At 37.5% G+C, this 17116-nt stretch carries 14 protein-coding genes; 5 read left to right on the top strand and 9 right to left on the bottom strand.

From position 1 onward, the window contains the following. Window positions 1-21: 21 nt before the first annotated feature. The 3 genes from ppsA to A3EE_RS0107865 form a co-directional block, all read right to left on the bottom strand. A complete protein-coding gene (gene ppsA, locus A3EE_RS20240) occupies window positions 22-2451 on the bottom strand; it encodes a phosphoenolpyruvate synthase (protein WP_018342902.1) in 2430 nt (809 codons plus the stop codon). 92 nt (window positions 2452-2543) lie between these two features. Further along, on the bottom strand, window positions 2544-2936 hold the full coding sequence (locus A3EE_RS20235) for an Hsp20/alpha crystallin family protein (protein ID WP_018342901.1): 393 nt from the start codon (window positions 2934-2936) through the stop codon (window positions 2544-2546). A 42-nt stretch (window positions 2937-2978) separates the two neighbouring features. Continuing rightward, entirely contained in the window at window positions 2979-3836 is an 858-nt protein-coding gene (locus tag A3EE_RS0107865; protein ID WP_018342900.1) for a universal stress protein, read from the bottom strand. Between the two features lie 255 nt (window positions 3837-4091). Here A3EE_RS0107865 and A3EE_RS22255 point away from each other — a divergent pair, with 255 nt between their 5' ends. From A3EE_RS22255 to A3EE_RS0107850, 3 genes are all read left to right on the top strand, one after another. Then, a complete protein-coding gene (locus A3EE_RS22255; protein ID WP_026209663.1) occupies window positions 4092-4346 on the top strand; it encodes a cation-transporting P-type ATPase in 255 nt (84 codons plus the stop codon). Between the two features lie 368 nt (window positions 4347-4714). Next, a complete protein-coding gene (locus A3EE_RS0107855) occupies window positions 4715-8857 on the top strand; it encodes a T9SS type B sorting domain-containing protein (RefSeq protein WP_018342898.1) in 4143 nt (1380 codons plus the stop codon). Beyond that, entirely contained in the window at window positions 8857-9900 is a 1044-nt protein-coding gene (locus A3EE_RS0107850) for a PorP/SprF family type IX secretion system membrane protein (protein ID WP_018342897.1), read from the top strand. Before A3EE_RS0107855 ends, A3EE_RS0107850 begins: the two co-directional genes overlap by 1 nt. Window positions 9901-9928: 28 nt before the next feature. Here A3EE_RS0107850 and A3EE_RS0107845 read toward each other — a convergent pair whose 3' ends face one another. Next, entirely contained in the window at window positions 9929-10549 is a 621-nt protein-coding gene (locus A3EE_RS0107845) for a pseudouridine synthase (protein WP_018342896.1), read from the bottom strand. Between the two features lie 160 nt (window positions 10550-10709). Between A3EE_RS0107845 and A3EE_RS0107840 the strand changes: the two genes are divergently transcribed. Both A3EE_RS0107840 and A3EE_RS20230 read left to right on the top strand, forming a co-directional pair. Then, on the top strand, window positions 10710-11663 hold the full coding sequence (locus A3EE_RS0107840; protein WP_018342895.1) for a YjgN family protein: 954 nt from the start codon (window positions 10710-10712) through the stop codon (window positions 11661-11663). Between the two features lie 5 nt (window positions 11664-11668). Beyond that, a complete protein-coding gene (locus tag A3EE_RS20230; RefSeq protein WP_018342894.1) occupies window positions 11669-12766 on the top strand; it encodes a M48 family metallopeptidase in 1098 nt (365 codons plus the stop codon). A gap of 61 nt (window positions 12767-12827) precedes the next feature. Here A3EE_RS20230 and A3EE_RS0107830 read toward each other — a convergent pair whose 3' ends face one another. The 5 genes from A3EE_RS0107830 to A3EE_RS0107810 form a co-directional block, all read right to left on the bottom strand. Further along, window positions 12828-15080 carry a TonB-dependent receptor gene (locus A3EE_RS0107830; protein ID WP_026209662.1) on the bottom strand — a complete coding sequence of 751 codons (2253 nt, stop codon included), beginning with the start codon at window positions 15078-15080 and terminating at the stop codon, window positions 12828-12830. Window positions 15081-15179: 99 nt separating this feature from the next. Beyond that, window positions 15180-15632: a hypothetical protein gene (locus A3EE_RS0107825; protein WP_018342892.1), complete on the bottom strand. Its 453-nt coding sequence runs from the start codon at window positions 15630-15632 to the stop codon at window positions 15180-15182. Window positions 15633-15745: 113 nt separating this feature from the next. Continuing rightward, entirely contained in the window at window positions 15746-16225 is a 480-nt protein-coding gene (locus tag A3EE_RS0107820; RefSeq protein WP_018342891.1) for a hypothetical protein, read from the bottom strand. An 8-nt stretch (window positions 16226-16233) separates the two neighbouring features. Continuing rightward, window positions 16234-16362, bottom strand: coding sequence for a hypothetical protein (locus A3EE_RS22170; RefSeq protein WP_018342890.1), 129 nt, complete (start codon window positions 16360-16362; stop codon window positions 16234-16236). A gap of 45 nt (window positions 16363-16407) precedes the next feature. Further along, a complete protein-coding gene (locus tag A3EE_RS0107810) occupies window positions 16408-17109 on the bottom strand; it encodes a class I SAM-dependent methyltransferase (RefSeq protein ID WP_018342889.1) in 702 nt (233 codons plus the stop codon). Window positions 17110-17116 lie beyond the last annotated feature (7 nt).

The raw sequence follows: 17116 nt of genomic DNA, 5'->3' as shown, positions 1-17116 counted from the left end.
ACAAAATTTCCTGAAAACGATTTATTCAATCTTCTCCAGCATATTTAATAACTGTTTCTCTTTAATGGATATTTTTTTCTCCGCATTCAGGATGTTCTTTGTTCCTTTAAGTAAAGCATCGGGATTGAAGGAGATGCTATCAATCCCTTGTTCTACGAGGAATTCAGCAAACAATGGAAAGTCGCTTGGAGCCTGGCCACACAATCCTATTTTTCGTCCGGCAAGCCTTGCTGCTTGAATTACTTGACGTATCATTTTTTTAGGCGCCTCATTATTTTCGTCAAAGAGTTCGTTGACGATGGAAGAGTCGCGGTCAATTCCAAGTGTGAGCTGAGTAAGGTCGTTAGAGCCTATAGAGAAACCATCAAATATGTCGGCAAAGTCTTCTGCAAGAATTACATTACTTGGTATTTCAGCCATAACATAAATCTCCAGTCCATTTTCTCCCTGAGTTAATCCATACTGTTTCATAATGGAAAGTACCTTTGTTCCTTCTGCAACGGTGCGGCAGAAAGGGATCATAAGTTTTACATTGGTTAGTCCCATTTCATCGCGTACAATCTTCATGGCCTTGCATTCAAGTCCAAAGCCTTCTGCATATGCTTTGTGGTAATATCTGCTTGCGCCACGGAAACCAAGCATCGGATTTTCTTCTTTCGGTTCAAATTCTTTTCCACCTAATAGATTGGCATATTCATTCGTTTTAAAATCACTCATGCGTACAATAACATCTTTTGGGTAAAAGGCTGCAGCAATTGTAGCAACGGCTCTTGAGAGATTTTCTGTGAAATAATCTTTCTTGTCAGCATAATCTGCTGTGAGTAGTTCGATTTCTGCTTTCGCATCAAGATCTTTTAGTGTATCAAACTTTACGAGAGCCATTGGATGTATTTGTATGGAATTGCTGATAATGAATTCAAGTCTCATTAACCCTACACCATCATTGGGGATACGGGACAGGTGAAATGCCTGATCGGGGTCTCCAAGAATATACATCACTTTTGTATGCGGCTTATCTTCTGATGTGATCGTTGTCGTTACTTCTTCCCATGCAAGTTTTCCGGAATAGATCAGTCCGTTTTCTCCTTCTGAACAGCATACGGTTACGATATCCCCGTCTTTGATGCAAGAGGTTGCATCACCTGTGCCAACTACAGCTACAGCGCCCATCTCTCTGGCAACGATCGCTGCATGACTGGTACGTCCGCCTTTGTTTGTTATGATTGCAGATGCTTTTTTCAGAATTGGATCCCAATCCGGATTGGTAATATCCGTAACCAATATTTCACCTTCCTGCAACAGATCTGAATCTTTTGGAGATTCTATGATGCGGGCTTTACCACTGGTTATTTTATTTCCGATCGCATTTCCTCTGGCAATTATTTTTCCTTTTTCCTTTAAGTGGTATTCTGTAATGCTTACCAGTTGGGTGTGTTTGCTATAAACAGTTTCGGGGCGTGCCTGTACAATGTATATGTTTCCATCTATTCCGTCTTTAGCCCATTCAATGTCCATTGGCTTTTTGTAGTGTTCTTCAATAAGCAACGCCCATTTGCCAAGCTGAATGATTTCTGGTTCACTTAGTACAAAGGCCGTTCTTTTTTCAGCCGGGGTATCTACATTTACAATCCGTTCACTGGAAGAAATATCCAGATTATACATCATTGTCTTTGCTTTGGTACCGAGTTTCTTGGATAGAATCGGTTTTTTGTTTTCCCGAAGTGCTTTTTTATAGACATAGAATTCATCCGGATTTACAGCACCTTGAACAACATTTTCTCCCAATCCCCAAGCCCCTGTAATCAGTATGACAGTGTCTGTCCCTGAATCTGGATCCAGGGTAAAGCAGACACCAGAAGAAGCCATATCGGAACGCACCATTCGTTGTATTCCGATAGAAAGAGATACACTCATGTGGTCAAAGCCATGGTCGTGTCTGTATTTAATTGCTCTGTCTGTAAATAAAGATGCATAACAACGTACACATGTTTGAAGCAATTGTTCTTCCCCTAAAATATTCAGGTACGATTCATGCTGTCCTGCAAAGCTGGCATCCGGAAGATCTTCTGCAGTAGCGCTGCTTCTGACCGCAACCTCAACGGGCATAGTAGGAGAAAGCCAAAGCTGTTTGTATGCAGTACATATTTCTGAAGCAAGATCTGGTTGTATGTTAGTTGCCAGAATCATGTTTCTGATTTTTTCACCAACAGAAGCCAGGTTGGAAAATGTTTTGGTGTCGAGTGTAGAAAGAGTTTCTGACACTGTTTCGTATAGACCGTGTGTTTTTAAGAACTGTTTGTACGCAAAGGCTGTAGTTGCAAAGCCATTCGGTATTCGTATGCCTTTTTCACTAAGTCCGTTGAACATTTCTCCGAGAGAAGCATTTTTGCCTCCAACAGTAGCGATTGTATTGATATTAATCTGGTTGAAAGATAGTATGTAGGTATTCATAGCGGTAGTTGTTTAGGTGGTTATTCAATTAAAAATGATGGATGAAATCTTATGTTAAAATTGTTGTCAAATGATGATAGTAGAGATGCTGTTCAAGTAGTTTTTTTCTTAGAAACACTAAGTAGTAATATTCCGTTTTTGTAATACATTTTCAGCTTCTTTTTATGAATGGGTAAGGGTAAGGCAAAAGTGCGTTTGAAGGAGCCATACTTGAATTCTCTCTGAACGAATTTTTTTCTTTCCGATGGTTTTTTATCTGCTGAAATTGTTACCACTTGTTTGTTTATGTTAACCATAAAATTATCTTTTTTGAAACCAGGAGCGGCCAGTTCAATCTCATAATGCGCATGCAGGTCTTTTATATTGGCAGCGGGAAGATTATGGATCAGGGACGATTTGGAGTGCGCAGATGTAGAAGGAAATAATTCATTTTTGATATTGCCATTGTTCGCCTTAACAGCGGGACTTGTGTTTTGCTGGGACATACGTGAATTGTTTAAAAGTTAAATAGTATAAAAAGAAATGTGTTAATGAATAATGAGCAAAGGGGTACTAGAATGTATCATTAGATACCGGATGAGGCTTTTATGAAAAATCGAATCTGTCCATTTTCTTTTCTGGTATCGTAAAGCAAGTATCTGCGGCGATTCTTCTAAAAGAATAGCATCCATTGTTTGAATGATTTCATCTGCTACCGAATAACGGAGGTACATGTCTGAAAAATCATACTCTTGCTTTAATGTATTCAGAAGTGTTTCGGCTTGTGCTCTTTCAATGTTCATGTTTCGCAGATCCGGCATCGTCAAGATCTGGCTGTCTATATGAATGATGGAAATCGTAGCATCAAAAACTTTTGCGAAAGGAATGACTTGCTGAACAGAAGGAAGTTCTTTCTGTAAATCTTCAATACCCAAATAAATTGTGCTGAAATCAGATTCTACAGTTTCATCATGTATCAGCAATACTGGACAATCAGACTTATGCATAACTTCATTTACAATACTTCCTAAAATAATTGATAGGTTTGAATGTTTCTCGGCTCCCATGACAATAAGATCTGCCTTTGTATTCAAAGCTGTTAAAAGAATTTCTGAAGGTGCAAAATTTTGATGTACGATGTATTCTGCCTGAAGTGGATTTCCAAGAACATCTTTTTCTAATCTTATTTTTTCACAGTAGTTGCGTAGGATTTCTTTGGATTGTTCCTTTTCTTCTTCATATATATCGACGGCCATATCTGATGTAGCATATATGTCTGTAACATATAAGACAAAAGAATGAACCAAAATGATTTTTGCACTTGCTTTTGCTGCGATTTTCATTGCAACTTTCAATGCTTTTTCAGAGTGGCTTTTAAAGTCGGTGGGTACTAAAATTGTTTTCATAAGCTTAAGTGGTTGTTTATTAAAATTATAAAAGCTATTTAATTAAGGGTATGATAAAAAGCATTAGACACAATGATCTTTATTAGTTATCGGTGAACCCCCTTTTTTTAACCGGTATAGGCTTCTTTTTTGACACATTACTGTTATTTGATTAATGAGTTTTGATAAAAAGTTGTAACAGCGCATGTATGAACAATATTCAAAATATTGGTTACCATATTTCACCTCTTTTGAGTAATGTAGCAATCTCAATCTATGATGATGTCTGTAATAGCTACAAGTATAAAAGGTCTTACAAACGAACAAGTGCTTCTTTCCCGTAGAACATATGGAAGAAATGAATATGACTATAAAAAAAGAATACCCTGTACTGAATGCATTAAAAAGCATTCTAAAAGAACCAATGATCTTGTTATTGTTAGGTGCTTCCCTTATTTATTTTCTAGAGGAGAATTGGTTAAACGTTTTTTATATTCTGTTCTGGTAGTTCCTGTTATTTCATTGTGTTAGGATTCTGAGAGGTCGAATACCCTTGAAAAACTTAAAGTCTTCTCAATTCATTCAAATATTTTTATGTGTAATAAAACCTGTTTTGTATTTCACTCATTCACTACCTTTCACCTGTTGAACATACAATTGTTAATAGCTGTTGCTATTAAAAAATTGTTATCATTATCTCATACTTTATTTAATATGAACTGTTTGCTTGCATTGCTTCAATCCTTTATACCTTATTTGTTATATTGAAAGGTTACCAAAGGAACAAAATCTGTATCTACTCATAGATCATTTTGTAATTACTTTAATTCGATATCTATATAATAGAATATTGAAAAAGTATTAGAGCTGAATGATAGATATATAAAGGAAAGCAGGCTATGAAGTATTTACAGTATTACAAAATCATCTCATACCTGTGTGTACAAAGCCGCGTACTTTTTTTATTCTTATTACTACTTGCAGGTTCATCTGCTCATGCAGCCATAACCATTCAATCTATTACTACAACCGAAAGTACCTGCGGGAATAATGGAACAGTAACTGTTACAGCAACAAGCAACAAGCCCGATCCGTTTTTGATCTATGAAATTATTGCAGGTCCATCTACTGCACCTCTTCAAAACAACTCAACCTTTTATTCCTTGTTTCCCGGCACATACACCATGCGTGTATATGATATAGATTTTGCATTTAAAGATCAGCAATTTGTTGTCGATGGTACATATAGATTACCTGATATGCAGCCCGCTGCGATTAATCCGATCTGTCCGGGTTCTTCTGACGGAATGATTTTGGGTCACCCAGTAACCGGAACAGGTAAGGCTCCTTTTACCTGGGAGGTTACATCTCCTTTTACAACAGCTCCTCAGGCAAGTGATAGCATAAAAAATTTAACAGAAGGTACCTATACAATAAAAATGACAGATGCCTGCCTGAATTATCAAACGCGTACTGTCGTTCTTGTTACAGGTGGCTCAGGTCTTTCACATTTTTACGATGGTGTTCCTACAGTTAATAAACTGAGCTGTGATTCTGCTGTGTATTCTATGCAGATCCGTCTCTTTAAGGAAAAAGCTCGCATGCCTTTAAAGCTTACACTAAATACAAGTGCAGGAGTGCAGGTGAAATATGTATACGCGGTGCCCATGGATACGATTACGTATGCACCGGGCTATTTTGAAATACGGGATACGATTGTAGGCGCAGGCATAGGTTACAGCAGTTATATTTATGGCTGCCTTTCCGATACCTGTGGGAACATGATTTGTGCTTCGAGAGCAATGACTTCACCGTTTGAATTTGAATTAGATTACAGTACGATTGCCAATTGTGGTAATAAGCTGGGCGCAGGTTTGCGTATGAAAAATCCACCCTATTATCCATATACCTGGACATCATCTAATCCGTCTCTATCATTTACATTAACAGATGTAGCAACCAATACAGTAGTAGATTCGGACGTTTGTCCCTATACTTATTGTGCATTGACAATTGACCCACAGGTAAGCGGAAGGACATATCAATTGCACATGACTGATGGTTGCGGAACGGTATATGATAAAACAATTTTATGGCCGGTAATTGCTGCCCCCAGAGTTGAAACATCTTCCGGTGTAGGTTGCATGGATTCAACTGCTGTAGGTTATTTCAATATTTATAATTTTACGTCTTCGGTTAAAATTACTTTGTTATCCGGACCTTCATCTGTAAAAAGTACCAAACCAAAATACGAGTTCAGTGATGTAATCACTTATCCAAAAACATTTACACCAAATTCGTTTAATGGGCTTTCTCTTAAAAACCTTGCTGAGGGAACTTATGCCTATAGAGCATGGGATACCTGTGGGAATGAAGTGTTTGGAAATCTGGTTGTATTTCCTTCTTCAATAGCAGATTTTAATTATTCTTATAAGGTAAAGAACGGTTGTTTGGGTGATAATATGTTGTATATAGATCCCAGAAGTTCTATGACAATCGGTACGTATGTTACTAATCTAACAACCGGTGCGTTGATCTATTATAGAAGAGGATATAATGAAGTAGATTCTATTCCTTCATTGCAGCCAGGTAAATACATGCTGCAAATCTATTATGGCTATGATCCTATGGGCGGTGGTGTGTATGACGGTACAGCTACAGATGGCAACCAGGATTGCTGGCATGTTCAGGATACCATCACTATTTTTCCTTACAGCAGCAATGTATTTAAATCCAATACAACTGTTTTTTGTAATGGCAGTAGTTATGTACAGCTGAATGTTGACAGTACAAGAGGTGTACCACCTTATCAATACGAAATTGTTTCAGGTCCGCAAACGTTTCCATGGCAGAGCAGCAATGTCTTTCAGTTGCCTTCTTATGGAACATACAGCATTCGGATAAAGGATGCATGTAATAATAGCAATCTCCGACAGATCACAGTTGATTCAGCAAAGTTTCCTCCTGTTATAAAAAAAGGAGCATCGTGTACAGGAAGCAGAATTGTGCTTAAAGGTGTAAGTTCAACATTTTTTTCTTATGAATGGAAGCGACCTGATGGTACTATTTATGTTGGTGATTCATTAGTCATTCCTGCGTTAAGCCCTGCCGATACCGGAACATACATCATTACTAAAAAAGTGACCATCAATGGTTGTACAGATACATTTCGTTCTACGTATCATGTTGGTTTGAAAGATGAGTCGCGACAGATCATTCCGTTTTGCGGTACGACACACATAACAGTAGGCTCACATGTGTATACTCTGCCTGGTATATATACCGATACGCTGACAAATACATTGGGATGTGACAGTATTGTGCATACGTCTATTCTGATATTGCCGCAGAAATCAGACACGAGTCATATTACTATTTGTAAAGGGGATCTCGTAACAGTAGGTACAAATCAATATTCACTGCCCGGTATCTATAAAGATTCCGTACAGAATGCAGGTGGCTGTTATGATTTAATTATTACAGATCTAAAAGTAAATGGCATTGCAGATACGACTAGAGCTATCGTGTGTGCAGGTGTAGGTAAAGCTTCTGCAAATAAGATCTATTATCAAACCGGTATATATTCAGATACACTGATAGCATCCAGTGGCTGCGATAGTATAATCGTGTTGGATCTTAAAGTATTGCCGTATAAAAAAGATTCGCTTGTTCGAACCGTTTGTGCAGGAAATGTATTTGTGATCGGAACAAAATCATATAAAACTACAGGAATATTCAGAGATACACTTTCTACTACAGGTTGTGACAGTATTGTTATATTGAACCTTACGGTGTTGTCTGCTAAAAAAGATTCTCTTCTACAAACAATCTGCGAAGGGCAGAGTACTACGGTTGCCGGACATTCATACAATCAAACGGGAATATATCGTACCATAATACCAACTGCTACCTGCGATAGTACTGTAATTCTGAATCTGACAGTTCTCCCATACAAAAGGAATACAATCAATCGCGTTATTTGTATGAATCAAACATACGCTATCGGTTTGCATGTGTATAATCAAACAGGTACATATTACGATACCTTAGCAACATTAGCATGCGACAGTATTGTTACATTACATCTTACAGTTAAACCATTGCCAAACATCTATCTTGGTGCAGATACTTCGCTGTGTGTGGGACAGAGTTTGGTATTAAACGCAGGTAATGGTTTTGTTTCGTATACATGGAATGGTACGAGTCCGTCTGCAACTACAAAAACATTTACCGCAAATCTTACAGGATCTTATTGGGTTCGTGTTGCAGATGGCAATGGCTGTGTAGCTTCTGACACTTTAAATATAATAGCGATTTATCCATTGCCAATAGTTAATGTCGGACAAGACACAACTATTTGTGCAGCGGGTGCTGCAACACTTTCAGCAACCGGGGGGATATCTTATCAATGGATGCCTGGTGGAATGCAGCAGCAGACAATCCAGGTTCAGCCTGCACATACAACGACCTATACGGTAAAAGTTACAGACGTTCATTCCTGTAGCACAACTGCATCAATGAATGTGGCGGTTCGGCCGCTACCGACACAATCTATTTTTTCAAACAATTCTATAACGCACTGCTTTGATGAAGGACCGATGATTATCGGATCAAACTATGGCAATACTTTCCTTTGGACTCCATCCGGACAAACGTCACAGCAAATTCAGATCTCTCAGGAAGGTACGTATCAGGTAACTGTCTGGGATGCCTTTCAATGCTCTGTTACCGGACAGGTTGAAGTGAAGAACTTCTGCGAAGCAGCATTGTATGTACCTAGTGCTTTCTCTCCGAATGGAGACGGAACACACGATGATCTTGAAATATTCGGAAAGAATTTTACAGACTTTAATATTACGATCTTTAACCGTTGGGGTGAAATTATTTTCATATCAACCGAAAGAGAAAAACGTTGGGATGGTATGTATCGAGGTGAGCAAATGCCGATTGGTAGCTACCCATGGATTATTCATTATAAAAGCATTTATGATGTTACACAGAAAGATCAGGTCATGAAAGGTAGTATAACATTGGTACGATAATGCATATACTGAAAAAAATATGCCAGGCATACGCACACATCATGCTGTATAGTGCAGTCCTGGTTTGTTCTGTAATTTCTGTACAGGCACAGGATCCGCAATATTCACAGTATTATGCTAATGCCCTATATCTGAGCCCTGCTTTTGCCGGAGTAGAAGAGAATAGTCGTGCTATTTTTGCTACACGGTATCAGTGGCCTGGCCTGGAAGCATCGTATATTTCGAATACCATTTCTGCAGATCATTATTTTACCAGATATAAAAGTGGCGTAGGTGTGATTGCTTCGTCCGATTTATCTGTTGCATCAAAACTAAAGTCTACAGATATTGGAATGGTCTACGCATTTCAGGCCGATCTGAATAAGAAGCTTGTTTTTCGTCCCGCACTTCAATTGTCTTATGTGAATAGAAGCATTGACTTTAATAGATTGACGTTTGGTTCGCAATACAATGACGATGGTTTTAAAGGCGGCGCTACAAATGAATTTCCCAATACGACAACCGTATCGTATGCAGATGTTTCAGCAGGAGGATTATTGTATTCTGAAAAATTTTGGATTGGCATTTCCGTGAATCATTTAACACGTCCCAACCAGACTTTTATAAGAGGAGAAAGCAGACTTCCTATTAAAGCAAGTTTATTCGGTGGTTATACATTTTCTTTTACTCCGGAATGGAGAAAAAAACATGTGAATCCGGATGAAGAAAAAAGTATCACACCAACTTTTATGTATAAAATGCAGGGGAAATCTGATCAGTTAGATATAGGGCTGTATGGGCAATACAATCAATTGGTTGTTGGTTTCTGGTATAGAGGTATTCCGATTAAATTATATCCGGGAGAAAAAACGAATCACGATGCGTTGGTGTTTTTAGTAGGTTTTATTCATAAAGGTTTTCACATGGGATATAGTTATGACTACACGCTTTCGAAGCTTACGAATGGAAGAACAGGCGGCTCTCATGAATTAACATTGTCTTATGAGTTTAAAACGAAGGAAAAAAAGAAAATTCAGAAGCGTTTAAAATGCCCTGTTTTTTAAAAGGTAAAATATAAAATGATTTAATACATTATTTATTGGAAGGATCTATATCCAGCAACCTGAAAAACTCCTCTTCCTCAAATTCCTTTACCACACCCGGTTTTAAATCACCCAATACAATATTCTCAATCGATACCCGAATGAGTCTAAGACACCGGTGATTTACTGCCAATACCATTTTGCGCACCTGATGAAATTTACCTTCTGTGAGTGTGAGTAAAAGCCACGTATGCGGATAGGCTTCGCGTGTATCAGATGCGTATGGGTAAATTGCTTTAGCATCAGAAACAATAGATGCTTGGCAGGGAGAAGAGATATATTGTTCGCCGCCTTTTACCCGGATTGAAATTCCTGTTTGAAGCTGTTTTACCGTCGCTTCTGAGACAATATTTTTTACCAGAACCAAATAGGTGCGGGTATGTTTTTTTTCTCCCTGAAATAAAAGTCGTGTTACTTTTTTATTGGTCGTTAAAATTAGTAATCCTTCCGATTCATTGTCTAATCTCCCAACCGCATGCGTGCCTTCGGGGAAGTCGAAATCCAGATCGCCCAGTAAACGAACCTGATCCGTACTGACAAATTGCGATACCATATCAAAAGGTTTATTGATGATAAAGTAGCGGTTTGTAGAAATTGTTTCGATAGGCATTTAAAAGGCAGCGTTTGACGGTCTTAGCTGTAAAAATAGGGGATTTATTTGTTTAAACTAGCTACTAGTAGGTAGTTGATAATTTAATGCTTCAGAGTAATGAAAATCTTTCAAATTATTAATTAAATTGAAAGATTAACTTTTTAACTCCTAAAATAAAATGAATTTGAAAAATTATTCGAATTTAACATTCACTGCACAGCCATCGAAGTTATTTGTGATCATGCTTGTGAATTTCTTTTTTACAATCATAACCTTAGGATTGTATTACCCATGGGCTAAAGCGAAGATGTTACAGTACATGTATTCTGAAACAGAATTTCATGGCAGCCGCTTTATATTTCATGGTACCGGAAAAGAGATGTTCAGAGCTTATATTAAAGTATTTATTTTATTCCTGGTTCTTTTCGGATCAGTTAAGGTCTTTACATGGATGGGTGAGCCTAAGATGGTCTTAATAGCTACAGGGGTATTGTATTTAGTTGTACTGGCATTAATCCCCTTGGCTATTCATGGTGTATTGCGTTATCGCTTGTCTCGTACTTCCTGGAGAGGAATTCATATGGGCTACAGAGGTAGTTTAAGCAAATTGTATAAAATTTATTTACTAGGTATTCTATTCTCAATTTTAACTATAGGTTTCTATATTCCATGGTTGCTTGTTAACATGCGCAAATATGTATTGTCCAATATTCGATTCGGAACACTCGAATTTAAATTTTCAGGTAGAGGATTACCTCTATTAGGCAAGTATTGGTTGGGAATGTTTTTAACTATAATAACATTTTATATTTATATGCCTTGGTTTTTGATATCACTTAAAAATTTCAAGATTAGAAATACAAGTGTTGTGCAAAATGGAGTAGAATATCCGGTGAAATCGACAATGGACGGTGGAAGCTATTTTGCATTGATTCTTGGTGATTTTTTAATACTTATTTTCACATTAGGCTTAGGGATGGTATTTGTTTTAATCAGAGATATGACTTTTGAACTGTCGAATATGCATTTCAGTAATGAGATTGATATGAATGCGATCACACAGACTGAAGCAGATTATAAAGATGCAACAGGAGAAGATTTATCAGATGCATTAGACCTTAATATTTTCTAGTAAGTATGACAGACGGATTTGCAGTAATTTATTATTCGGGCAAGAATTCCATTGCTAATAAGGCGACCTTACGTTTTTATGCTGATAGATGGACGTTGACGTATACCGATTATTTCACAGCAGAAACTGTAGAGGTTATCTGGAAACTTGATCAGATACACCCCGCTCGGGTATTGGCAGGTGTAACGTTATTCAAGTATGGAGAATTTCCACATCAATCCATTGAGTATTCAAATGATATTCTGAACGTTAAAATTCGTGCCCATTATCCGACAGTGGAGTTTGATAAAACAGATATGTTTATTGAAACCATGAATTGGAAACGGATAAGCATTGTCATTGCAACAGTTGCTGCGTTTGTGGTTTGTTCTTATTTGTATTTTATTCCTTTTCTGGCCGTTCAGGTTGTTCAAAATATGCCTGCAAGTTACGATGAAGAATTAGGGGAATACGTTTTCGAACAGATGGCTGAAAAATTGGAAATAGATAGTTTTGAGACTGTACTGGTAAATGAATATGCCGAAAAAATAAATTTCAATACCGAATATCCGATTCAGATTCATGTTGTGAAAGATGCTACTGTAAATGCATTCGCATTGCCTGGTGGACATATTGTAGTGTTTGAAGGTATTCTTAGTAAGATGCAGCACAAAGAAGAACTCGCAGCCTTGCTGGCGCATGAAGTATCCCATGTGAACCATCGTCACTCTATCAAAGCAATCGCTAAAAGTTTGTCGAGCTATTTATTCTTATCCATCATTACAAGTGATGTAAATGGTATCACATCTGTAATTGTAAGTAATGCAGATATGTTCAATTCACTTACCTATTCAAGAAGCCTGGAAGAAGAAGCTGATACAGAAGGATTGAAAGTGTTGTATGATAATAAGATCGATCAAAGAGGTTTTATCTATTTATTTGAAACCTTGCAAAAAGAAAGCGACGATGGAATCGGAGCTATTGAACTGATAAGTACACACCCCTTAACAGAAGATCGGATTGCGAAAGCGAAAGAAGCATCTGCAAAACAAAAGAATTATCAGGATCGACAGGACTTAGGAGAGACTTGGGATAAAATCAAATCAAGATTGTCGTTTCAATAAGATTCGCTGAATTAAAATAAAAGCAGAAGGCTATTCAGGTATATTGAATAGCCTTCTGCTTTTAGAAACAAACCGCAATAGTTCCTTTTATATAAAACGGTGTGCCGGGAGTAAAATGAATTTCGGTTACTGGCACCGTTTCATTTTTTAATTGAGACTCGGTTGCAAATTGCGCTTCTCTCCATTTTTGATTGAATATATTTTCTGCAGTTATTCCAAATTGAAACATTCTCCATTGATAATTTGCAACTGCATCCATAATGAAATAACCTGAAGCAATGATGCTGTTGTCTTCAACAGCTGCACGTTTCCCTAAGAAACGATAGCGCAAACTCGCACTCCAGTTGTTTTGCTTTACAGATAATCCTCCCGTGCTTGTTATCGGTGGAGCCAGCGGTACATAGTTTTCACCTTTAGGTAAATCAATGTACCGGGGTTTTGCAAGATTCAGATCCATGTCGGCAAATAACCATTTCAGAATTTGATACCTGAAACTCATGTCAATTCCATAACGTCTTGTACTGCCACTGAGCTCTAACAAACCATCGTCGCCAACATATACATATTCAGATTCTAAATACATATACCACAAAGCCATATTAACAAATAATTTATTGCCCACTTTTAAATTGGTTCCTAGGTCTGCCGATTTCGCTCTTGGCAAACTCGATTGATTTGTTTTATAAACAGACACACGTGCATCGTTTGAATGGAAGCCATATCCGCCGCTTAGATAGAGCTGTACTGCATGCGTAAGTTTATAGTAAATATTGGCTTTGGGACTAAGAACACCCTGGCCACGACTTGCTGAAGTAGAATCTTCGATACTGCTTTTGTAAGAAAATAAAAAATAATCATAGCGCAGTCCTGCGTTGAATGTAAGTCGTGCAGATAGCAATAAGCTCGCATCCATAAATCCATTCAGATTATTTTCATGAATAGAACCTTTTTTGACATCATTTAAAAAGACTCTTCTTTCAACATGCGCAAGCCCAATATTGTCTATGACATCGCCTCGGTAACCACCGCCAATGTTTGTCTTTACGGTTATGCCTGCTGCCATGTAATCTCTTTTTAAAGAAGTCGTATAGCCAAACATATTTCTATTTTCGTATTGATGAATTGCATCTCCGTGTGTAGGATCTTCTTTATAAAAAGTAAAATTCGAAAATAGACTGAATGCGTAATTGCTCCAGAAGACTTGATTGATCCATGTTCCCAGAGTACCGGCTTCTGTTGTTAATTGAATATTGGCATTGGAACGGCTTGTGTTTCCACCTTCGGAGTTGTCGATCGATCCAAACCAACCAATGCTTCCATCATTTACTGCGCGCTGCGGAATCTGTCCGGATGCATCCCATCTGCTGCCAAATGTAGATAGACTTGCCGTTAAGAAAGTGTTTCGGGACAGGATACCATGATACTTTACAAATACATTGAAGCGATTAAAGTGCTGAGGATTTTCAAAAAAACCTTTTGAATAAAAGGCTTCTGAGGCTACATACAAACTATGTTTGCGTTCGACGCTGTCTTTTGCAGGAAACAGGTTTAGTAAGAGTAATGCTCTGTAAGTATTGAATCTGCCAGCCTCGATCTTTACTTTGTTTTCTGGAATGAAATTTTTTGTTTGAAATTTAACAGCTCCTGCTGTATTGAAGTCGCCCGTATTTGCCTGAAAACATCCTTTGTTAAATTGAATGTTGTCGACCGTCTCAGGAATTACAAAGTGCAGATCTGCATACCCTTGTCCGTGAGCATGCGAAACCATATTGACAGGCATATTGTCTACTGAAATGGCAACATCTGTTCCGTGGTCTACATCAAAGCCACGGAGGAATAATTGTTCTGCTTTACCGCCACCTGCATGTTGTGCGATAAATAAGCCGGGTACCATGCGCAGCAGATCCTGTGTGGTATTGATAGGGCGAAGTTTGAAGTCGATGGAATTGATTGTTGTAAAGGCTACTTCATTTCGTGCTGTTATTTCAATCTCCGGAATCTCTATGATACTTTCCTGTAGTTCGTATGTAACGAAAAGCGTTTCAGATGTTTTTAACTGAAGTGTATCCCTTATCGATTCATGTCCAAGTGAATGAATGCTTAAATAATATGTGCCTGCAGGTAATGCATTAAATTCAAATCTGCCTTCAACATCCGTGTAGGAAATCTGATTGTTTGCATTGACCAACTGTACATAGGCATACAGTATAGGTATGTGATTTTCTGCCTGCACAACTGTACCTTTAATACGTGCTTCCTGAGCACATACCTGTGAGTATACAACATGGAATAACACGATCATAAAATATTTCATATCGCGATTGTTTAGTTATAATACATAGAATCCTCGAGTGAATAGATAGTATATCTATTCACTTTCAATAGAAAGAGGAATTAGTAAACTGGTAAATAACTAAACTTGCGGAGGCTGATAAGGCGGCTTTGCGTCTCTATTGTGAATGAATTGGAGATAGATTGAAAAATGATTCAATTTGGAAAGAGCTATAGATTGGGAAAGATGAAAATTGGCCAGTGATTGAAAGTAATAATCGACTTTGAGTTCAAGATTTATTTTTTCTGAAGGAGAGGAACTATTACTTTGGTGTTCATCGTGATGGATATGATCCATTACATCATGTGCATGCGTATGCTCGTTGTGTTGATGCGAATGTTTGTTTTGAAAATATTTATGGATCTCTAATGGATTTATCCGAAGGTGATGATGTTTGCTGATTTCATCGTGCTGATGCCAGGGATTGTTGGGAATATAATGCAGGATGGCGTGAACAAACGATGCAGAATCTTTCAGCGCCAGCACAAGTATGCTGAAAATGATTAAAAATGCTGTAGATAATTGCTTGTTCATTTAAATCCTCAATTCGTAACGTGTCATAAAATCACACATATAGTACAAATTGAAGGATGAAAAGTAACTGGATGTATTGAAATTTATTGTAGAATAAAAAAGCACAATACTCTTTATTCGTTCTCTCTCTCTCTCTTGATTCGTTCTAATTCAATAATGTCAATTAAATCCTTGGGTCTGGCAGATTGTTTTTTTGCTTCAATGAGATTATTGATATGTAAAAAAGGTAACGACAAACCGTATATTTCAGCTATAGATGCCTGAGAGAAACATTCTTCAAAAGAAGTTTGAGGGAATCCTTTTAAAAATGTCATAATATCTAATGATAAACCTGAATGTAATTGAATAGATGACCAGCCGGGAATAAATTGCATTCGTTCGATTGATTCAAAAGAGATACCTTCATTTTTTTCTAATGCCAACCGAAGATTTTTTCTGTTGGTAAGTGAATCTTCGATCCAGATATCGCAATCTGCAGTTGTTCTGGAGAATCCATGCAAGTTGGTTGCAAATCCTCCAACCATAATATATTTCACATTGAACTCATGAAGATTTTTCCATAGGTTTAATATGCCTTCATCTAAAATGTCCATCGTAAGGGCTATTTTTTATGCTTGATAACCGCTTTTTTCAGCGTTTTATCTATTCGAATCAACATCATTAATTTTTCAAAGCGTTGTTCGTAGATATTCAGTGCTTTGGTTGTGTTTGCTGACTTTTGATCTTCCATTTTTGAAAAATTTATTGATTCAATATAATAAAAAAATGGTTAGTATTATTTCTTCTTAAGAACAAAACCAATATTAAAACCTAATGCATGCGGAATGGCAGAATAGGGGATTGATTCTTTTTTCAGAACAATGAAATACTTCGCAAGGATTTTTTCCAACGCATCGTAATCAAAGCCTTTATGGCCACAGTCAATACGTTCAACTTTATCCACTCTTCCAATCGAACCATAAAGCAATTCTTTTATCGTGTACGATTCAGTTTGTCCTTTGCTCTGAGTAAGACTTTTTATAATGTGTTTGAAAAATAACACCGGACCTTTTTCATTCGGTACGCTGATCAAACAATACTTCGTTGTTTTGATACTTAGTAATTTGATATACGCTTCCAGATCAACAGCGGGAATATGTTCAAGGGTTTCTAAGCAAACACCTATATCGTACAACAAATGGTCATTACTGAAGTCATTTGGTTTTTCGCAGGTATGAAACGAATACGCTGTCTGATCTTTCCATTTTGTTTTTGCAATGTCCAGACCACCTTCCCAATTGGCGTCGTACCCGGCGTATATAGTAGGTTTATTGGAAAGGAAGTCAATGGTTTTTCCATCGTAGCATCCAAGCTCCAGCATACTGTACGGTTCAAGCTTCCATTTATTGATCCATGCATTCACCCATTCATAACGGGCATAATGTAATTTGCTTCTGAAAGATTTTCCGTCGAATAAACGTTCGTTGTATGTAGCCACGTAAAAA

It is taken from the genome of Cytophaga aurantiaca DSM 3654, assembly GCF_000379725.1.
In the GTDB taxonomy this organism is placed as follows: domain Bacteria; phylum Bacteroidota; class Bacteroidia; order Cytophagales; family Cytophagaceae; genus Cytophaga; species Cytophaga aurantiaca.
This window is presented reverse-complemented; position numbering and strand designations above follow the sequence as displayed.